This window comes from Clostridia bacterium, from assembly GCA_019683875.1.
Classification (GTDB): domain Bacteria; phylum Bacillota; class Sulfobacillia; order RBS10-35; family Bu92; genus Bu92.
Window position 1 is genome coordinate 1 of sequence record JADGHN010000029.1, and the last position, 18,598, is coordinate 18,598.

Below are 18,598 nucleotides of genomic sequence, written 5' to 3' on the forward strand. Positions count from 1 at the left end.
CACGCATTCCGCGGCACTGGGGTGGGGCGGTTGCGGCACCGCCAGGCCTGTGGCGGGGTGGGCCGAGGCGGGACCCGACGCGGAGCGAGTGGTGCAGGAGCTAGGCGCTCTCGTCCTTGACCTCCAAACCTCGGGTCATTCGGCGGCCGAGCGATGGAGGGCGACATAGGGGGCGCGTCGTGGCCATGATGAACGACCGCAGCGGCCAAGCGGAACCCGAATCCCCTCTGGAACGATCCGTCGCATGCAGGATAAGCGATTCGCATATGGAATCCCCCAAAGTGAAGAACGCTCCTAGAGGGGAGGTTTGGGTATGTCCAAGGCGTGGTATGTGCTTCTACTCCTGCCGTTCATTGCCACATTATTCCCTTCGCTCTACAACTCATGGAATCCTACATTATTCGGCTTTCCCTTTTTCTATTGGTACCAGATGCTCTGGGTGATCCTGTCGGCGGCGTGCACGGGACTTGTCTATCTAGCCGAACGCCGGACGTCGGCCGCGCGGAAGTGAAAGGACCACATCGGTCAGCCTGAGGTGAGCGATTTCCATTTGGGGTGGTCCAATGGACGCCACGGAGCTCATGGTCTTTTTGTTTTTCTTCGCGCTGGTGACGGTGCTCGGCTTCGTCGCGGCTCACTGGCAGCGCGGCGACCTGTCCCTGCTGGATGAGTGGGGCCTGGCCGGCCGTCGCTTCGGCACCATCATCAGCTGGTTCCTCATCGGCGGGGACCTCTACACCGCGTACACGTTCATCGCCGTGCCGGCCCTGATGTTCGGCGCGGGCGCCACGGGCTTCTTCGCCGTGCCGTACACGATCATCGTCTACCCGTTCATCTTCGTCGTCATCCCCCGTCTATGGGCCGTCGCAAGGAAACACGGGTACATCACCGGAGCGGACTTCATCCGCGGCCGCTACGACAGCCACGGACTCGCCCTGGCGCTCGCGGTCACGGGCATCCTCGCCACGATGCCGTACATCGCGCTCCAGCTGGTCGGCATGCAGGCGGTGCTGCAGGCCATGGGCCTCGCCGGCTCGACGGGGCTCATGAAGGATCTGCCGCTGATCATCGCGTTCGCCATCCTCGCGCTCTACACGTACACCAGCGGCTTGCGGGCGCCGGCGCTGGTCGCGGTCGTCAAGGACCTCATGATCTACATCACCATCCTCGCGGCGATCTTCGTCATCCCGGCCAAGCTGGGCGGTTTCGGCCACATCTTCAAGGCGGCCGACGACGCCCTCAACGGGGCGACGCTGCTCGCGCCGAAGGGGTACGCGCCCTACGCCACGCTGGCGCTGGGCTCGGCGCTGGCGCTCTTCTTCTACCCGCACGCCATCACCGCCGTGCTCAGCACGAAGAACGACCGCGTGCTGAAGCGGAACGCGGTGCTGCTCCCCCTCTACACGCTGCTGCTGGGCTTCATCGCGCTGCTGGGATACATGGCGCGGGCGGCGCAGGTCGACGTGCAGGGCAACAACCAGATGGCCGTGCCGCTGCTCTTCGCGCAGGTGTTCCCGCACTGGTTCGCCGGCTTCGCGTACGCCGCGATCGTCATCGGGGCTCTTGTGCCGGCCGCGATCATGTCGATCGCCGCGGCCAACCTGTTCACGCGGAACATCTACAAGGAGTACTTCCGGCCGGGGTGCACGCCGCAAGAGGAGGCGCAGGTGGCGAAGCTCGTGTCCCTCATCGTCAAGGTGGGCGCCCTGGTCTTCGTCGTCGGCATCCCGCTGACCTTCGCGATCAATCTGCAGCTCCTCGGCGGCATCTGGATCCTGCAGACGGTGCCGATGCTCGTCGTCGGCCTCTACACGAAGTGGTTCCACCGCACGGCGCTGCTGATCGGCTGGGCCGTGGGCATGGTGCTGGGCACCTACCTGGCGTGGGCGAACGCGTTCAAGTCGTCGATCTACGCCGTGGCCGGGGTGGGCGGCTACATCGGGATCTGGGCGCTTCTCGTGAACCTGGCGGTCGTCATCGTGCTGTCGTTCGTGTTCCACGCGATCCGCCTGTCGAACGGCAAGGACGAGACGTCGCCGGCCGACTACGTGCCGAGCAGCGTCAGCGCCTGATCCTCTGGGCAGGACGAGGCGGGCCGGCCGGCGAAGGCGCCGGCCGGCTTCCTTCTTGGGAAGGGGTCGCGCCGTGGAAGGCGGAGAGGGTTCGGTGCCACGGGAGGCAGGTTGGGTTTCCTGGGCGGCGTTGGGTGCGGTCGGCTGGGCGCTGGTGTACGCGGACCGGGCCGTGTTCGGGCCGTTGCTGCGGCCGATCGCGCGCGAGTTCGACGTCGGACCGGCCGCGCTCGGGTTGATCAGCACAGCGTTCTTTCTGGCCTACACCGCCCTGCAGCTCCCGGCGGGCGTCGCCAGCGACCGGATCCAGCCGAGGTGGCTGCTGGCCGGCTCGTTCTTCGGGTTCGGCGCCAGCGTGTTGCTGTCCGGGCTCGCGCCCTCGTACGCGGCGCTCGTGGCGCTCGCGTTCGCGGCGGGGCTCTTCCAGTCCGTGTACTATCCCGCCCAGTACGCGATCACCTCCCGCACCGTGCCGGCGGCCGCGCGCGGCACGGCCACGGCCGTCATCAACGGTGGCATGGGCGTGGGCGTCGCGCTTGGTTTCGCCATCGGCGCGGCCCCGTTCTTTCTGGAGCATTGGCGCGTGCTGCTGGTTCTCGCGGGTGCCTGCACCATCGCGGTCGGCGCGGTGTTCCTGGCGCGGACGCCGGATCACGGCGGCGCCAAATCGCAGGGGACGGCGAGCGCCGGCGTTCGCGCCGGGACGATCGGCGGAGCGGACCGGCCCGCCAAACCGCAGGCGATCCCCTGGTCGCGCGATTTGTTCTGGCTCTGTACGATGAACTTCGGCTCGCTGTTCGGGTTCTTTTTCTTCCTCGCGTGGTTCCCGTATTATCTACAGACAACGGCGCGCCTGAGCGGCGCCGCGCTCGCGGCCGCGAGCGCCCTGGCCCCGCTCGTCTCCGCGCCGGCCGGCGTGCTGTGGACCCGGGCGTTCGGCGAGCGGCGGCTGACGGCGTTGCGCCTGCTCTTCCCGCTCGCGGGCCTGTCGCTGGGCGCGATGCCGTTCATCCACGTTCCGGCCCTCCTGTGGGCGGCCATCCTGGTCTACGGGCTCACGGGCAAGCTGCCGACGGATCCCCTGATCCTCAACGAGACGGCGCGACGCCTGCCCGCCGACCAGTTGGGCGCCGGCTTCGGCGTGTTGAACTTCGCCGGCATGCTGGCGTCCGTCGCGGCGCCCGCCGTGGCGGGGATCATGGCCGAGGCGACGGGGACGTTGAGCGGTCCCTTCGTCCTGTCTGCCGGCCTTCTGGCAGCTGCCCTAGGCGCGACGTTCGCGCTGGCGGAGGCCCGGCCGCGGACCGCGCGGACCGCGGCGAGGGGCTGAAGGACCATCGCATGGCGGGACGGCGATGCCGTGACGATGCTGCGCCGCGAACTCAAGGGCAGTGGGGTGAGACATGACATTGAAACCGCCCGTGGTGCGACCGGGTGACACCATCGGCGTCGTCGCGCCGTCGTGGTGCGGACCCGCCACGTTCCCGCACCGCGTGGAGCGGGGCGCGGCGTTTCTCGAGTCCTTGGGGTTCAAGGTCCGGTTCGGGCGGCATCTCTTCGGCGCCCGGGGCTACGTGTCAGGGGCTCCCGAGGAGCGCGCGGCGGACATCCACGACATGTTCGCGGATCCCGAAGTGAGGGTCGTGCTCGCGGCCATCGGCGGCGACCACTCCTGCCATCTCCTGCCGCGCTTGGACTTCGACCTCATTCGCCGAAACCCCAAGGTGTTCATGGGGTTTTCCGACGTGACCATCGGATGCAGCGCCGAGATCGACACGGAACGCAGGTTTTTCGCGATCGTCGAACCGGCGGTGGAGTGAGCGCGGCTCACGCGTCCGTTTCGCGCAAGGCTTCGCTGGGACGGGCGAGATGCACTCGCACGTCTTCCGTGACGACGAGCCCCTCCTGCACAGCCTGCTCCAGGAACGGCAGGATGCGTGCAATCTTCTCCGGTTCGTCGATGATCTCGATGCGGACCGGCAGGTCCGAGGACAAATCGAGGATGCGCGTGGTGTGGATGCGGCTGTGGGCGCCGTAGCCTTCGAGACCGCGGCACACCGTGGCGCCGGCGAGGCCGAGCTTCCGCGCCTCCAGGACGATCGCGTGGTAGAGGGGGATGCCCCGCCAGCGATCGGCCTCACCGACGTAGATCGTCAACCGTTTCGCCGGGACGTCCTGGCCCATGGCGACCGCCTCCAGTCGGCCGAGTCTATTCCTTCGGCGTCGCGTTGACGCCCGCCTCCGTGCGGGGCGACAATCGTGAAGGTTTCCCGCGAGGAGGCCGGATTCGCTTGACGTACGGGGCCATCCTCCTCGGAGGCGGCTTGGGCGCGGCGCTGCGCTTCGGGTTGAGTCGGCTCTTCGCCCCCTGGAGTGCCGTCGTTCCGCTCGGCACGCTGGTCGCGAACCTGTCCGCCTCGTTCGTCCTGGCGCTGACGGTGTCCGCGACCGGCGCGGGCGCCGCCGCGCATCCGCTCGCCGCGGCGTTCTGGCAGGCCGGCGTCGCGGGCGGGTTGAGCACCTTCTCCACGTTTGCGTACGAGACGTTCATGATGATCCAGGAGCGCGACTACACGGAAGCCGCCCTCAACGTCGGGTTGAACCTGGCGGGCGGCCTTGCGTTCGCCGTGCTCGGAACGTACGTCGGCGGGGCGGTGGCCGGGTGAGGGTCCTCGCGGCACGCGTTCAAGCCCTCCGCATGTACGGCTTGGTGTTTCTGGGCGGGGCGCTGGGGTCTGCGGCGCGGCAGCTTTGGGTGCATGCCTGGCCGTGGCCCGAGGCGTGGTCGATCCTGGCCGCGAACGCGCTTGGGTCGTTTGGCATCGGCTTCGTCATGTCGATGGCACTGGAAGCTGACCGGCTTGACGATCGCTGGCGTCTCTTCCTGACGACGGGCGTGCTGGGCGGCTTCACGACCTTTTCCACGTATGAGGTCGTCGCGTGGGAAATGGGGCGGCGGTCCGCCGCCATCGCGCTGCTGTACGCGTTCGGTTCCGTGGCCGCCACGCTGTTGGCGGTGATCTTCGGGCAAGGCCTGGCGCGATGGATCTGGCTGCGGAGTCCATGGTTGCGCGCGCGAGACCCGCGGCCCGACTGACGGCTTGCGGCGCAAGTGGGCGGTGGATCCGGCCGCGGGCCGATCTCCAAGCTGGTTGGCATGATATTTTTGGCAGAGACGGAATCCAAGGGCGGTCCATGTCATTGGAGCTCGGTCGAAACGGGGGCGACGCGGCCATGAACGCAGCCGGGGCTGGGGTCGAGAACGGGAAGCGCGCGGGGCGAGCGTCGACGCCTCGCGCGCGGGCGATGAGCTTCATCATTCTGGTCGGCGTCGTCAGCCTGTTCGCGGACATGACGTACGAGGGGGCGCGCAGCGCCACGGCGCCCTTTTTGCAGTCGCTGGGCGCGTCCGCGGGCGTCGTCGGCCTGGTGGCCGGCCTGGGAGAACTTCTGGGTTACGGGCTGCGATTGGCTTCGGGATACATCTCGGACCGCACACGAAGGTATTGGCTGATCACCGGGATCGGCTACGCGGTGAACCTGCTTGCGGTGCCGCTCCTGGCGCTGGCCGGCAACTGGCCGCTGGCCGCGGCGCTGATGCTCCTGGAGCGAATCGGCAAGGGCGTGCGCACGCCCGCGCGGGACGCGATGCTCTCCCACGCCACGAGCCAGGTCGGGCACGGCTTCGGCTTCGGCCTGCACGAAGCGCTGGACCAGATCGGCGCCGTCACCGGCCCGCTGATCGTGGCATCGATCGTGTATGCGCACGGCAGTTACCGTTCGGGGTTCGCGGCGCTCGCCGTGCCCGCCGCGCTCGCCCTGGTGACGCTCCTGTGCGCGCGCTTCACCTTCGCTGACCCCCGGTCGATGGAAGCGGAGCCGCAGTCCGAGGCCGGCGCCCCGGATCCCGGGCGCGCCGCACAAGCGGCGTCGAAGGGCTTCGGACGCCGGTTCTGGGTGTACGTCGCCTTCGCCTCGCTGACCGTGTTCGGCTTCGTGCACTTTCAGGTCATCGCGTACCACTGGAAGGCGGCCGGCGTGCTGCCGGACGCCGCGATCCCGCTCGCGTTCTCGGTGGCCATGGCCGTGGACGCGCTGGCGGCGCTGATCGCGGGACGCGCATACGACCGGCGCGGGTTGGGGGTTCTCGCGCTGATGCCGCTCGGCAGCCTGGCGGCCGTGGCGTTGATCTTCGGCGTCCAGGCGATCGCCCCGGCCGGCGCCGCGTGGCCGGCGTGGGCCGGCATCCTCGCCTGGGGCGCGGCCATGGGCGTGCAGGAGGCGACGATGCGCGCCGCCATCCCCGGCATGGTGCCGGCGGAGGCTCGGGCGACCGCGTACGGCATGTTCAACCTCGCCTACGGCCTGGCATGGTTTGCCGGAAGCGCCGTGAACGGGTTCCTCTACGACGTGTCGCCGGCGGCCGTGGTGCTGCTGGTCGCCGTTGCGCAAGTCGCAAGCCTGCCCATTTTGGCGACCCTTCTTCGACCTGCGGTGTGGGCGCAGCGCGGCGCCCCGGCGCGACATTGAACGGATCTTCGCCCGTCACCGCGCGCCGCGTGACGTGCCATAGGAAAATTTTTAGGGGTGTGCGAGCGTTTGCATCCGATGGCAATGTATGAACAGCCAAAGTCCGGCGCCAACCGGACGCGGGGGACCCAGCCTTCCGTCTTGCTGGGGTGAACGGCCCAAGCACACCAAATGGGCCCAGGGGCGCTCCACCCGAACCCGACAGCTAACCCCGCCGGCGAAAGGAGTGTCGTCATTGTCCAACCGCGTAGCGCGCGCCGTCGCGGCGGCCGCGATCGCGACATCCACCCTGTTTGCTGCCACGCCGATCCTGGCGAGCCCCGCCCACTGGCACTGGGTGAGCGGCGACATCCGTCCCGGTCTGTCTTACGGTGATGCGGGACCCGCCGTCCGAACGCTGCAAGGCGACCTGTGGCACTTCGGCTTCAATCCCGGCCCCGCCGACGGGTATTTCGGCGACCGCACGCTCGCCGCGCTGCAAGCGTTTCAGCGGCGTTTCGGGCTGCCGGTGACCGGCGTGCTCGACGCCGCGACCTTCGCGAAGATCCTGGCCCTTGGCGGATGGGGCCCGGCGCGCGGGACGGCTGCCGTTCCAGCGGACAAGCCGGCTACGCCGGCACCCGCTCCGGCGAGCGGCGCGACCGGCGCCGGCGTCCAGGTCAGCCCGGCCGAGGTCGAGCTCCTTGTGCACCTCGTCCACGCGGAAGCCAACACTGAGCCGTTGGAAGGCCAGATCGCCGTCGCGGCCGTGGTGCTGAACCGCGTGAAGAGCCCGCTGTTCCCCAACACCGTGCGAGATGTCATCTACCAGCCGTACCAGTTTGAATCGGTCGGGAACTACTTCTTCACCACGGACCCGCCGACGGCGCAGAATCGTGAGGCCGTCCGCCGCGCGCTGGCGGGCGAGGACCCGACGCACGGCGCGCTGTACTTCTTCGCGCCCGCGATGACCTCGAACGCCTTCCTTTGGAGCCTCATCCAGACGGCGCACATCGGCAACCACATCTTTGGCGTGCCGAGAAGCTGAGCGGCGCTTCGTCACGGAGATACGGCGGCTGAAAGACGACGACGGGGAGCCGGACGGCTCCCCGTCGTGTCCTGTTCCGCGGTACCGAACCCGGCGCCGGCGCCTGCGCCTCCGCACCGGTCCCCGATCAGGAGCGTAGATTCCTTCTCCCGGTCGTTTGAAGTCCGAAGGAGGGAGGGGGCGAGGGCCCCCTCCGCGACCTTCTTAGTCGTTCGTGACGGCGTTGATCTTCCGGATCGGGATGTAGACGAGCGCCACGCTCCCACTCCCACCGTTGTCGGTCGTCGACGCCAGGGTCACGAACGTCGTCTCGACGTCCGCCAGCTTTCCGGAGAAGGCGGAGTCGTTGGTCTGGATTTCGACGGTCTGGCCGATGAGATGCTCCAAGACCATGTGAAACGAGCTATCCCAGTTCCTGCCGCCGCTCCTCCCGTCGAGGTCGGTCACGGTTGCCACCTCCTTCGTCTGGAACTGCCCGGGTCCGGTGCGGGACTGGCCCTGGCGTTACACCGTATGCGTTTCGGACAGGTTGTGACACGGGTCGACGGAACCGAGACGACGATTCGCGGTCAGGTCGGCCGGTGCGGCATGACGAACTCGTCCACCCGGATGCGGATGACCTTGACCCGCTCGGCCCACTCGTGCGCGAAGTGCAGGTCGGGATCCAGGAAATCGGCGATGAGCGGCCGCGTTGGCCCGAAGAGCACGTCCGGCGGCAGGTGGTCGGGGACCTGGCTTTCTCTCGCGCCACGGACCACGACGCACGGCATCTTGGTGATCCCACGCGCCAGCAGCCCGACGGCCCGATGCGTTCCGTCCTTGAGGTACAGGCACCCGTTCACTTCCACCACCTGGCAGAAAACGGACACGCGGTTGAAGGTGAAGGAGAGGTGTGTGCCGTTGTTGGTGTCCAGCTTCGCTTCGGACACGACGAAGTTCAGATCGGTGGTGCACAGGGTGCACGCCAAATCTTCCCCTTGGCGGTGAGTGACGCCGCCCCAAAGCTCCGTGGATTTGGGCGTCGTCGGCAGGCACTTTTCCAGGACCTCTTGCACGGTGGGCTCGCGCGAAAACGACTGCTCCGCATACGTGAAGTTCACATGCGGCTGGATCGTGAAGAGCGAGCGCAGGTCCACCAATCCGAGGGAAGCGTTCGACGACGAAAAAAGCCGTTGGTACAAAGGGCGCGCCTGCACACGTTCCGCGTGCTCACGAAACGCTTCCGGCCATGGTTCGACAGGGGCGGATCGTTCGATGGCGCCGCGGGAGAGGCGTTTGGCGAGCGCAGCCTCGCAACGCGCGCGCACATCTTCGGGATCGAACACCGATGTCGTTTGACGGGCCAAGAATGTCAGCGCCCGTTCCACGGGCAGCAACCCTAGCAGATACCGGCCTTCCATTCCGCTGCCACCTCGTCTTTGTGGTCGGGAAACGGATTGTTGACGCATCGGGTGAGGCGTTGGATCTAGTCCCTCAAGTACCAGTTCCTGCGGCGCCTCTTCGCCGGCTGGACGAGGGCGGTCGGCTCCTCATGAGCCGATCGGGCGGTCGGAGACTCGGCGGCCGTCTCCTCCACCGGTTCGGCCGGCGTTCCCTCCCCAACGGACACGTTGTCGACCGTGACGACGAGCGGGGATTCGGACCCCACGGCCGTGGTCGGCTTGGCCCGCGGGCGGGACGCGAACCATGGGACGGGCGGCGTGACCCGCTCCCCGGGGACGGAGGATGGCGGTTCGCCCATCGCGTCGGGAGCGGACGCCTGCCGTTCCGCGGTTCTGGAGGCAGCCGATCCTGCGGCGTGTGCTGGCGTGACGGCGGGAGTCTCCGGCGCATCCTGAGAAGCCCAGGACAGCGTGGAGGGGTGAAGGTGGAGCAGGATGAGTTCCTCTGACGGAAGGGGAGCGAGCGTCACGGAGTGGCGCCCGTCGATGGCGAAGGTGATGCCCGAACCGAGGGCCATCAGGCCCTGAGGGACGCGGCCACGACCATCGCCCTGGAGCACGAGGAAGAGGTGTTCGCCGGGCTGGGGAAATCGCATCGTGACCTCTTCGGAGACCAGGACGAGTTCGGCGCCCGGACATAACGGTTTCGCGAGGCCACCGCCTTCGCGAGGCTGCCATTCCACGGCGTTGATGTCGCCCATCTTCATCGGCATGGCGTTCGAATACCTCCCCTGACGGGAACTGTGTCTTTCGCAGGATATGTGGGCACGGGAGGGTGTGTGAGAAAGGCGGATGGGGCAGGGACAAATCCACATAAGCGGAATGGCGACAATCCGGGTGGCGGGTGAAGCGGTGAGGCGTGCGTACGCGGACACGCGCCGGGGAGCCTCGAGGCACCCCGGTCGCGCGGGCGTGCTGCGGAGCGAGCGCTACGGAGCGATGAGGTACGTCACGCGCACCGTGGTGCGCAATGTCTGGTCGCCGGGTTGGATCGGCAGGGCGGCAGCGGGAGCCTGTTTCACGTCGGCGTAGATGATGGGCGGCCCGTACACGTCCTGCAACTCGATGTCCTTCACCCCGACGATGCGCGCTCCGGCCGCGGCGGCGAGCGTCTCCGCCTTCCGGCGGGCGTCGCGCACGGCGTCGTCGTACGCGCCCCGCTGGACCGCGTCGGCGTTCGAGGCGAGGAACTGGATGCCGAAGATCTGGTTGGCGCCCGACGCCACCGTCGCGTCCAGAAGGCTGCCGAGCGCGTCCAGGTCGCGGACGGTCACCCGCAGCATGTAGTCGGCTTCGAACCCGTCGACGCGTCCGGACCCGTCCCCGTAGTGCGGGTTGAGCGAATAGGAGCTCGTCTCGATGTCGCCGGCGCCCACGCCGTGCGCCTTCAACTGGTCGATGAGACGCCGGGCGGCGGTCGAGACCTCGGACTGCGCCTGCTGCGCGGTCGAGGCCACCGTGCGGACGCCGACGCTGAACTGGGCCATGTCGGGCTGGACGGACGTCTCGCTTTGCCCGACGACCGTGATCGTGTGCACTTCCTGCGGCTGCCCTGTCGGCGCCGGCTCGTCCGCCGAGACGGAGGGGATGCCCGCGACGAACGCGAGGGCGACGAGCAGCGCGACGACGACGACGGCCTGCCTCCAACGTTGCATGGGCCACATCCTCCCTCAGTGCCCGTTAGACGCGGATGGGGGCGTCCGGTTTCCCGCAGGGGAGGATTGGACCCCGATGGGCAAGCGCACAGGGGTCGCCGGAGCGGCCGGCCGCTCGCCTACGACACGACGGTGCCGTTCACCCGCACCTCGAACGTGACGGGCGCCGCCTTCTTCAGCATGTGGCTCACGCCGCAGTACCGCTCTTGGGACAGCGTCACCGCGCGCATCACCTTGTCGGGGGACAGGCCTTCGCCCTCGACCTCGTAGACGATGTGGAAGAACTTGAAGACGCGGGGGTGCTCGTCCGTCTGCTCGCCCTCCGCCGTGACGCGCAGGGAGCGGACGGGTTCCTTCATCTTTTCCAGGATCGACGCGACGTCCATGCCGGTGCAGCCCGCCAGGGCGACAAGCAGGAGCTCCTTGGGAGTGGGGCCGGCCGGCTCGCCGGCGGCCGGATCGGAGGAGCCTGCGACGGGGAAGGGACGGGATACGCGGTCGGTGCGAGCGTCGAAGAGGAGCCCGGATTGCCACTGCAGTTCGACTTTCATGGCTGCGCCTCCCTGTGGTCCAGCGCACCCCGCGGGCGGCGCGGGGTCATCGGACTTTAACCTATTTTTAATACTTCGGCCCTTCCCAAACTCCTTCTTCTCGGCTACAATTTCCGATGATGCCAGGGGGCACCAATCCCGTTGAACGCGATGAATCCGGAGGTGATGCTTGTGTTCCTGCAATTTCCGTTTGAATTGTGCGTCGAACGCCAGCGGGCGTTGCGCCAGGAGGCGGAGCGATCGAGGCCGCCGCGTGAGCGACAGTGGCTGTTTGAGCTCGACCAGCGAATGCGGCGGACCGGCGAGGCCTTGGCCCGGTACCTTGGGCCGCGGCAGCCCGCCTACGCGCAGATGAAGAGCTGAACGCCGCCGTCTCGAAGCGGCGCGCCCGCGCACGACCGGCCGGCATGTTTTGGTATCCAAGCCCGTCGTTACGAGACAAGCCCGCGAGCGTCCACCTCGATCCGTCATCCAGCCGTCACGCGTCCTCTCGTTCTGTCGACAACGTTGTGTCTTCCCTCCTCGACCGGTAGCATCGGCCTACCAAGACGTTCGGTTCGGCCGCGGGTCCCGCCCGAAGCCCGGACCGCAGGGGGGAAGACGATTGACGAGAACATGGATGCGCACCGGCGCGGCCATCATCGGCGTGGCGTCGTTCCTGCTCGCGGCGGCGCCGCGGCACGCGGCGGCTTCGTGGTACGTCCGACCTTCCGGCTCGGCGACGACGCCCGCTTCGTCCACGCCGAGCACGCCCGCGACGCCGGCCAACCCGCCGGCCAGCCCGTCGGTGGGAAGCGCGCCGGCTGTGTCGAGCACGCTCCGCCTGCCCTGGTGGTACGCCCGCCTCGTGCAGCCGACGCCGCAGCCCGCGCCGGCGCCTCAGCCGGCCCCGGCACCGTCCGGCCAGCCGGCGACGCCGCCGTCGGGAACGCCTTCGACGCCGCCCTCCGCGCCCGGCACGTCGTCCGGATCCGCCCCGGCGGACAGCGGCAGCCTCCCCGCGCTTCCGAGCGGTTACTCCTGGGGCGGCGCGGACGAGGTCAGCCTGGTGCTCGACTCGATCAACCGCTTGCGGGCCAGCCAGGGGTTGGGGTCGCTCAGCCTTGACCCGGAGCTGACGCGACTCGCCCGCCTGCGCCTGCAGGACCTGGCCTCGCATCACGTGTTCCAGCACGAGACGCCCACCTACGGCACCGCCTATCAGATGGAGCGGTCCTTCGGCGACCACTGGCGCGTGATGGGCGCGGAGAACCTCGCCTCCAACCGCAGCGTGTCCTGGGCGGAGATGGCGTTCGAGGCCGACCCGCCGCATCGTGCGAACATCCTGTACCCGTCGCACAACCTCGTCGGCATCGCCGTGGTGCACGGCCCGCACAGCGTCATGGTCTGCGAGCTGTTCGCCGGGAACTGAGCCGGCGCTCGGAGCGGACGCAATTCGGAGAAGGCCGGCCTCGCGCTGGCCTTCTCCTTTTTTAGAGACCTCCCGCCTGTGGCAAATCCGGCGGCTGCGCGTAGCATGACGGCGAACCCTCAGCGCTCGCTGCCTGAAACCTCGGGGGGATGTCGCCATGCCGATCGTTCTGATCGCCGACCGGATGGTCGAGACCGTCGACGAAGAAGGTACGCCGCTCCTGCGCGTTCTTCTCTCCACGACTCGCCAACGGGCCCACTGGGACCTGGAGCGGGGCACCGTCGCCGTCGGGTCGGCGCTGACCGGTGTCCGCATCGACGTGTCCTTTCCCGACCCCGCGAACGCGGGCGTTGAAGCGCTTTCGCGGCTTCTCGCCGGCATCCTCAACGCCGTGGGGGCGCGGCTGAACGGCGCCGGCGACTCCGCACCCTCGCTCCGCCTGGCGGTATCCTGGACCGGCACCGACGTGGAGGGCGCCGCTCGCGTGCGCGTCCGCTACCGCGGGCTCCCCGGCGGACCCGCGTGGGCGGCTGCGCGCAACGCCGTGGGATTCGGCCTGCAGTGGCCGATCGAGCGTGGGTCGGTGGAATGGGACCTGGCCGGAGGCATCTGGCCGGCCCTGCGATTCCGGGGGACCGTGGAGCTGGACGTCGCCATCCCGCCGCACGAGCTGACGGCCGAGAACGCGCACGAGTGGGCGGACGCCCTGTACGCGCTGCTGCTTGCGGCGGCCGGCGAGGAGCGGTCCGCGTCCGAGGTCGCCGCCATCCGCGAGGCGCTGTTTCCGCCTTCGGAGCCCGAAACGAACAGCCGGGCCAGCGAGAACGGGCGCGCCGAGGTCGTGTTCATGGCCCAGGCGGCGTGGGGCCCGTACGACGACGACGATGACGATGACGACGACTTCTACCTCGACGACGACGATGACGAGGAGTGGTGGTCGTCCCGCCCGGCCGATGGTGTGACGCGAGGCGACCAGGCGGAGCACGCGGCCGAGGACGAGGGGGCGGCCGACGACGGCGAGGACGATGCGGGAGGAGACGGGCGCGACGTCGCGACCGGCGACGAAGAGGACGCGCCGCCCTCCACGCCCGCGGCCGCGAGCGGTGAACCGCAGCCGCAACGGCTGGTCTGGCGCATCCCGCCGCCCGTCACGGCGCCCGCGCCCCCGCGCCTCAATACGTTCCGCCCGAGCGGGACCGCCACGTCACCCGCGCCCGCGGCCCGCCTGCCGCGCCCGAGCGCGCCGGCGCCCGTCGCTCCGCCCCTTCCCCTTCCGCTTCCGCCCGGCGCACGCGCCGAGGCCCCGGCGCCGGCGCCCCGCGCGGCGGCTCCTCGCCACATGGGCTCGATCAGCAGCTTCCTGCAGCCCGGCGAGCGCCGCGCGCTTGGGTGAATGAAGGTCGTTCCCGGCGGGACCGGGACCGTGCCCAAAGCCTTCCAGAACCTGCGGCCGACGCAATCACAACGGTCCGAGGCGCCGCATAGCTTTTCCTGAACCCAGCTGAAAGGAGGGAACCGGATGCCCACGCGCATTCGGATGGATGAGGTGGTCCCCGGCCCCTGTCCACCGGGCGGTTGTCCGCCGGCCACCGAAATCGTCTGCATCGAGACGGTGAAGGTCTACGACTTCTGCTTCCAGACCGACAACCGCAGCAACCTTCAGTTCCCCATCCCGTCGACGTGCGGTGCGATTCCCGCGAACGCCGTCGTCGACTGCTCGGTCGGCTTCGTCTCCTGCCGGGAAATGAGCCGTGTGCCGATCGAGGGAGGTGGAGGGCTCGCGAACGTCACGCTGCTCGTGACGGTGCCGCTCACGTTCACCGTGCGCGCGACCACCGGCGAGGTGGTGTGCACGTTTATGGACTCCTTCACCTTCCAGAAGACGGTGACGCTCTGCGCCCCGGAGGGGACGACGATCGACTGCCGCGTGCCGTCGAGCGCCTGCGACGCCGCGTTCGTGGCCGGCCGCAACGTGCACGTCTCGGTCACGCTGTGCATCCTCATCGAGGCCAACGCGCTCGTGAAGCTGCTCGTGCCGAGCTTCGGCTTCTGCGTCCCGTCGGAGTGCGTGACGTTGCCGTCGCCGCCGGTGGAGTGCCCGCCGGAGAACCTCTTCCCGCCGCAGTGCCTGCCGCCCACGTAGCGTGGCGTCCGCCGGGGGCGCCCTCAGGGGCGCCCCTGGCGCTTCATGACCCCGAGGAGGATGCCGCGTGACCCATCTCCATGAGATGCAGGAACTGAAGCCGGTAGACCTGCGGCTCGGCGCTCGCCGCGCCGTCGCCATCGTGCCCGCGCAGAACGAGGAGCGGACCATCGATGCCGTCCTGCGCCAGCTCCGCCGGCTGCCGCTCGACGAGGTGGTCGTCGTCGTCAACGGGTCGCAGGATCGCACGGCGGAGATCGCCGCCGGGCAGGGCTGCCGGGTGATCGAGATCACCGGCTCCCTCGGCCACGACGTGGGGCGGGCGGTGGGTGCGGCGGTGACGGACGCGGACATCTATCTCTTCACCGACGCCGACATCGTCGTGCCGAGCGAGGACCTGGCCCCCTTCCTGCGCGCCGTGGCCAACGGGGTTGACGTCGCTCTGAACGATCTGAACCGGATCATCGCCCTGCCGCACCGGGTGCACGTGGTGGCCCTGGCGAAGGCGTTTCTGAACCATTGCCTCGACCGGCCGGATCTGGGGGTGAACTCGCTCACGGGCATTCCGCACGCGCTGTCGCGGCGGGCGGTGGAGACGATCGGCTGGCAACGGCTCGCCGTGCCGCCGCTGGCCCACGCGGCCGCCGTGCTCGCCGGGCTGCGCGTGCGCTCCGTGCACGCGGTGGACGTGGCCACGCGCAACCGCGTCCACCGGTACGACTCGCCGACGCGCTCGCCGCTGATGCTCGAGCGCCTGATCCTCGGCGATCACCTTGAGGCATTGGATTTGTTGCGGTCCGTCCACGGCGCCCGGGGCGGGCGGAACGACGCCGTGCGGCGGCGGGATCAGATGGAGGCGATCGTGGAGCGGGTGAGAGAGATTCTCGCGCGGGAACCGGCGTTGGCGGGGAACCCCGGCCGGCGCGCCGGGGCCGAGGTCGAGGCCGCGGGGGGCGCTCGCGCGGACGCGCCCGCGAAGACGGACCCTGCCGCCGGCGCCCCGGGCGCGTGGCTGCGGAGCCCGCAGGCTGGACGGCGCCTGCCGTGGTGGGTGCGATGATGCCGATGCGCCGATACGTGATCGTCAACGCCGACGACTTCGGCCTCTCGGCCAGCGTGAACCGCGGGGTGATCGACGCCCACCGCGCGGGCGTCGTCACGAGCGCCACGGTGATGGCCAACATGCCGGGCTTCGCGGACGCCGTGCGCCTGGCCCGGGCGACGCCCACGCTCGGCGTGGGCCTCCACGTCAATCTCACGTATGGCCGGCCGCTCTCGCCGCCCGAGCTCGTGCCCACGCTCGTCGGCTATGACGGCGCGTTCTTCCACCGCGACCTCAAGGAGCGCGCCCTCGGGACCTGGCGCGAGGAGGAGGTGGCCCGCGAGATCGCCGAGCAGTGGAACCGGGCGCGCCGTGCCGGACTGCGCCTGACGCACCTCGATTCGCACCACCATGTGCAGCAATTCCCCGTGGTCTACGCCTGCATGGCCCGCCTCGCGAACCGTGAGGGGCTGCCGATGCGCCGGACGGCCGACGCGTTGCCGGACGCTCCGGCCGTGCCGCATCCGCCGACCACGGATCGGCTCATCTCCGACGTGTACTTCACGGGCGACGGGCGCCAGCGGTTCCTGAACCACCTCCGTTCCATCGGCTCCGGCGTCACCGAATTGATGACCCACCCCGGCTACGTGGACGACGACGTCCGGGCGATCTCGGCCTGGACCGACGAGCGCGCGGAAGAGGCGAAGGTGCTGAAGGATCCGTCCCTGGTCACGGCGATGAACGCGCTGGGACTGCGACGCATCCATTACGGCCAGCTGGCCGAGGCGCGCCGCGCCGGTTCACGGGGAGGTGCCCGGAATGGATAGGGTCGACATCGAGGCGGAACAGCGGGTGTACGACGAACTCGAGGAGCGGCGCCTGCTCCCCGGCGTCGACTGGCGGGCCATTCTCGCCGAGGGCGTGCGCGCGCTCGCGGGCGAAACCCTGCCGCTCATCGACGTGCACGAGGTGGCGTACCGCATCCGGCGCGCGCTGGACGCGCGCCGGCCGCTTTCCCTCATCCGGCTCGGCGACGGCGAGGCGCTCACGCTGGCGCAGGGACTCGTGTTGAGCCCGGACGAAGCCGCCCGCCGCCTGCCGCTGCTCGCCGAGACGAAGGTCGTCTCGCCCTCCTTTGGCGCCCGCGACGCGCTGCTGCGCGCGATCGGGGAGGCCGACCTCATCGGCGTGCCGCTCGCGCGCTTGGAGAACTTCCAGCCGCTCCTGGCCCAGGCGCTCGACGAGGCGGGCGTCCGCCTGCCGCGCGACCGGCTGACGAACTCCGTGGTGAACTACCAACTGCGCGACCACGGGTACTGGACGGACCTGCTCGCCGGGCGGCGCGTGCTCGTCGTCGGCGGGCCGGGGACATCGTTCGCGGCCTGGCTGCAACGGCATGGCGTCGACGTCGTGGGCGCCGTCGGGCCCGTGCGCGGCTATCCCGACCTTGAGCCGGCGCTGCGCGAGTGCGCCGGGTTCCGGTTCGACGTGGCGTTGGTGTCCGCGGGGGTCACGGCCTGCATCCTGTGCCCGCGGATGAGCCGCGAGCTGGGCGTGGTGGCGATCGACTTCGGCCACGCGGCGGACGAGACGCTCGCCGGCGAGCCGCTCTTCAAGCGCGTGCGGCGGCCGGAGGGCCCGCTGGCGCTCGCGGACCTGAACGACATCGTGCTTCGGGCGCACCCGGGGAAGCTGGCCTACGCGTTCTGGCAGTATCGCGACCTGAAGCGGAGCGAGAGCGCCTCGGCGGGCCGCTACACCGCCCTGTACGAAGACGGCGGCGGGATTCGCCGCTGGTCCTTCATCGTGAAGACGCATCGTCCCGAGGCGCTCGCGGCCGAGGCGCGCGGGATGGCGTGGGCGCGCGAGAGCGCGGCCGTGAGCGTGCCACGCCTGTATGCCGTCACCGAGCGTTATCTCGCGCAGCAGGACCTGGAGGGGACGCCGCTGACCCGGCGCGCGCGCCCCGCCTGGCGCCGCGCCGTGCGCGCGCTCGCCCGGTTCCACGCGGAGATGCGGGCGGACGCGGGGAAGGCCCGCGCCGGCCGCCGTGCGGGAGGCGCCGCCGGGGACGGCCCGGCCGCACCGCCCGTCGAAACGCTGGCCGCGAGGCGTGGGCAGGCCGAGGACATTCTCTCGCGCGCCGAGCGGGTCGCGTCGCGCATGCGCCCGCAGGACCGGGAGCTCTGGCACGAGATTCTGCGTGAATGGCGCGCGCTCGACGCGTTCGAGCCGGCCGACGGTGACCTCGCCCTCACGCACGGGGACCTGCACGCGCACAACATCCTCGTCCCCGACGACCCGGCCGCGCTCCCGGCGCTCGTCGACTGGGAGACGGCCGCCGAACGCATGCCGGTCTTCGACGTCTCGCACCTCTCGGACGGCCTTCCGGCGGCCGCGCGCGACGAGCTCCTCGCCGAGTACGCCCGCGCCCGCGCCGACGCCGGCTGGCCCTGCCGGCCGCGCGACCTGGTCCACGACTACAACGGCGTCCACCGCCTGCGCATCGTGGAGATGACGGCCTGGACGCTCGCGGACGCCGCCGCGTCCGACGAGCCGCAGCGCTTCGACGACGCCCTGCAGCGGCTCCGCCGCGAGCTCTGGAAGGCGCGGGACGTCCCGGCCCGGGAGCTGGCGTGGTGAGCCCGTGGCTGGAGCTGGCCGTCGCCCGGTCGCTGTCCGGCGACCGCGCGCGCTTGCGCGTGGCGGGCGGAGGGGCGGCGGG

General features: G+C 69.9%; 21 protein-coding genes. 15 read left to right on the top strand and 6 right to left on the bottom strand.

Features of this window, described 5'->3' with window-relative positions; translation table 11 throughout:
- Positions 1-313: 313 nt before the first annotated feature.
- From IRZ18_03815 to IRZ18_03830, 4 genes are all read left to right on the top strand, one after another.
- A complete protein-coding gene (locus tag IRZ18_03815; GenBank protein ID MBX5476233.1) occupies positions 314-511 on the top strand; it encodes a DUF3311 domain-containing protein in 198 nt (65 codons plus the stop codon).
- Between the two features lie 52 nt (positions 512-563).
- Positions 564-2,072: a sodium:solute symporter family protein gene (locus IRZ18_03820; protein ID MBX5476234.1), complete on the top strand. Its 1,509-nt coding sequence runs from the start codon at positions 564-566 to the stop codon at positions 2,070-2,072.
- Between the two features lie 94 nt (positions 2,073-2,166).
- Positions 2,167-3,402: an MFS transporter gene (locus tag IRZ18_03825; GenBank protein ID MBX5476235.1), complete on the top strand. Its 1,236-nt coding sequence runs from the start codon at positions 2,167-2,169 to the stop codon at positions 3,400-3,402.
- Positions 3,403-3,475: 73 nt separating this feature from the next.
- The gene (locus tag IRZ18_03830) at positions 3,476-3,892 is read left to right on the top strand and encodes an LD-carboxypeptidase (protein MBX5476236.1); all 417 of its coding nucleotides are present in this window, start codon (positions 3,476-3,478) and stop codon (positions 3,890-3,892) included.
- Positions 3,893-3,899: 7 nt separating this feature from the next.
- On the opposite strand, the gene IRZ18_03835 is transcribed toward IRZ18_03830, so the two are convergent.
- The gene (locus IRZ18_03835; GenBank protein ID MBX5476237.1) at positions 3,900-4,256 is read right to left on the bottom strand and encodes a DUF190 domain-containing protein; all 357 of its coding nucleotides are present in this window, start codon (positions 4,254-4,256) and stop codon (positions 3,900-3,902) included.
- Between the two features lie 107 nt (positions 4,257-4,363).
- On the opposite strand from IRZ18_03835, the gene IRZ18_03840 reads away from it, so the two are divergent.
- The 4 genes from IRZ18_03840 to IRZ18_03855 all read left to right on the top strand — a co-directional run bounded on the left by IRZ18_03840 (position 4,364) and on the right by IRZ18_03855 (position 7,629).
- On the top strand, positions 4,364-4,738 hold the full coding sequence (locus IRZ18_03840; protein ID MBX5476238.1) for a CrcB family protein: 375 nt from the start codon (positions 4,364-4,366) through the stop codon (positions 4,736-4,738).
- Positions 4,739-4,770: 32 nt separating this feature from the next.
- Positions 4,771-5,169, top strand: coding sequence for a CrcB family protein (locus tag IRZ18_03845; GenBank protein MBX5476239.1), 399 nt, complete (start codon positions 4,771-4,773; stop codon positions 5,167-5,169).
- A 137-nt stretch (positions 5,170-5,306) separates the two neighbouring features.
- Complete coding sequence (locus IRZ18_03850) at positions 5,307-6,602, top strand: MFS transporter (GenBank protein ID MBX5476240.1); 1,296 nt, start codon at positions 5,307-5,309, stop codon at positions 6,600-6,602.
- A gap of 235 nt (positions 6,603-6,837) precedes the next feature.
- Complete coding sequence (locus IRZ18_03855) at positions 6,838-7,629, top strand: cell wall hydrolase (GenBank protein ID MBX5476241.1); 792 nt, start codon at positions 6,838-6,840, stop codon at positions 7,627-7,629.
- Between the two features lie 204 nt (positions 7,630-7,833).
- Here IRZ18_03855 and IRZ18_03860 read toward each other — a convergent pair whose 3' ends face one another.
- The 5 genes from IRZ18_03860 to IRZ18_03880 all read right to left on the bottom strand — a co-directional run bounded on the left by IRZ18_03860 (position 7,834) and on the right by IRZ18_03880 (position 11,277).
- Positions 7,834-8,076, bottom strand: a complete 243-nt coding sequence (locus IRZ18_03860; protein MBX5476242.1) for a hypothetical protein — start codon at positions 8,074-8,076, stop codon at positions 7,834-7,836.
- A 122-nt stretch (positions 8,077-8,198) separates the two neighbouring features.
- A complete protein-coding gene (locus tag IRZ18_03865) occupies positions 8,199-8,810 on the bottom strand; it encodes a hypothetical protein (protein ID MBX5476243.1) in 612 nt (203 codons plus the stop codon).
- Between the two features lie 284 nt (positions 8,811-9,094).
- Positions 9,095-9,784: a hypothetical protein gene (locus tag IRZ18_03870; protein ID MBX5476244.1), complete on the bottom strand. Its 690-nt coding sequence runs from the start codon at positions 9,782-9,784 to the stop codon at positions 9,095-9,097.
- A gap of 216 nt (positions 9,785-10,000) precedes the next feature.
- Positions 10,001-10,726 (bottom strand): SIMPL domain-containing protein, encoded by a 726-nt coding sequence (locus IRZ18_03875; GenBank protein MBX5476245.1) that lies wholly within the window; start codon positions 10,724-10,726, stop codon positions 10,001-10,003.
- A 119-nt stretch (positions 10,727-10,845) separates the two neighbouring features.
- Entirely contained in the window at positions 10,846-11,277 is a 432-nt protein-coding gene (locus IRZ18_03880) for an OsmC family protein (protein MBX5476246.1), read from the bottom strand.
- Between the two features lie 141 nt (positions 11,278-11,418).
- Here IRZ18_03880 and IRZ18_03885 point away from each other — a divergent pair, with 141 nt between their 5' ends.
- The 7 genes from IRZ18_03885 (at position 11,419) to IRZ18_03915 (ending at position 18,516) form a co-directional block, all read left to right on the top strand.
- Complete coding sequence (locus IRZ18_03885) at positions 11,419-11,640, top strand: hypothetical protein (GenBank protein ID MBX5476247.1); 222 nt, start codon at positions 11,419-11,421, stop codon at positions 11,638-11,640.
- Between the two features lie 241 nt (positions 11,641-11,881).
- Positions 11,882-12,688, top strand: coding sequence for a hypothetical protein (locus IRZ18_03890; protein MBX5476248.1), 807 nt, complete (start codon positions 11,882-11,884; stop codon positions 12,686-12,688).
- Positions 12,689-12,845: 157 nt separating this feature from the next.
- Positions 12,846-14,081: a hypothetical protein gene (locus tag IRZ18_03895; protein MBX5476249.1), complete on the top strand. Its 1,236-nt coding sequence runs from the start codon at positions 12,846-12,848 to the stop codon at positions 14,079-14,081.
- A 126-nt stretch (positions 14,082-14,207) separates the two neighbouring features.
- On the top strand, positions 14,208-14,831 hold the full coding sequence (locus IRZ18_03900) for a hypothetical protein (protein ID MBX5476250.1): 624 nt from the start codon (positions 14,208-14,210) through the stop codon (positions 14,829-14,831).
- Between the two features lie 67 nt (positions 14,832-14,898).
- On the top strand, positions 14,899-15,891 hold the full coding sequence (locus IRZ18_03905; GenBank protein MBX5476251.1) for a glycosyltransferase: 993 nt from the start codon (positions 14,899-14,901) through the stop codon (positions 15,889-15,891).
- A 5-nt stretch (positions 15,892-15,896) separates the two neighbouring features.
- Positions 15,897-16,700, top strand: a complete 804-nt coding sequence (locus tag IRZ18_03910; GenBank protein MBX5476252.1) for a carbohydrate deacetylase — start codon at positions 15,897-15,899, stop codon at positions 16,698-16,700.
- Positions 16,693-18,516, top strand: a complete 1,824-nt coding sequence (locus IRZ18_03915; GenBank protein MBX5476253.1) for an aminoglycoside phosphotransferase family protein — start codon at positions 16,693-16,695, stop codon at positions 18,514-18,516. The genes IRZ18_03910 and IRZ18_03915 overlap by 8 nt, the downstream gene beginning before the upstream one ends.
- Positions 18,517-18,598 lie beyond the last annotated feature (82 nt).

Coding starts and splice junctions, on each gene's coding strand:
- IRZ18_03815 (MBX5476233.1), top strand. CDS start 314: ATGTCCAAGGCGTGGTATGTGCTTCTACTCCTGCCGTTCATTGCCACA.
- IRZ18_03820 (MBX5476234.1), top strand. CDS start 564: ATGGACGCCACGGAGCTCATGGTCTTTTTGTTTTTCTTCGCGCTGGTG.
- IRZ18_03830 (MBX5476236.1), top strand. CDS start 3,476: ATGACATTGAAACCGCCCGTGGTGCGACCGGGTGACACCATCGGCGTC.
- IRZ18_03835 (MBX5476237.1), bottom strand. CDS start 4,256: ATGGGCCAGGACGTCCCGGCGAAACGGTTGACGATCTACGTCGGTGAG.
- IRZ18_03845 (MBX5476239.1), top strand. CDS start 4,771: ATGTACGGCTTGGTGTTTCTGGGCGGGGCGCTGGGGTCTGCGGCGCGG.
- IRZ18_03850 (MBX5476240.1), top strand. CDS start 5,307: ATGAACGCAGCCGGGGCTGGGGTCGAGAACGGGAAGCGCGCGGGGCGA.
- IRZ18_03870 (MBX5476244.1), bottom strand. CDS start 9,784: ATGCCGATGAAGATGGGCGACATCAACGCCGTGGAATGGCAGCCTCGC.
- IRZ18_03875 (MBX5476245.1), bottom strand. CDS start 10,726: ATGCAACGTTGGAGGCAGGCCGTCGTCGTCGTCGCGCTGCTCGTCGCC.
- IRZ18_03880 (MBX5476246.1), bottom strand. CDS start 11,277: ATGAAAGTCGAACTGCAGTGGCAATCCGGGCTCCTCTTCGACGCTCGC.
- IRZ18_03895 (MBX5476249.1), top strand. CDS start 12,846: ATGCCGATCGTTCTGATCGCCGACCGGATGGTCGAGACCGTCGACGAA.
- IRZ18_03900 (MBX5476250.1), top strand. CDS start 14,208: ATGCCCACGCGCATTCGGATGGATGAGGTGGTCCCCGGCCCCTGTCCA.
- IRZ18_03910 (MBX5476252.1), top strand. CDS start 15,897: ATGCGCCGATACGTGATCGTCAACGCCGACGACTTCGGCCTCTCGGCC.
- IRZ18_03915 (MBX5476253.1), top strand. CDS start 16,693: ATGGATAGGGTCGACATCGAGGCGGAACAGCGGGTGTACGACGAACTC.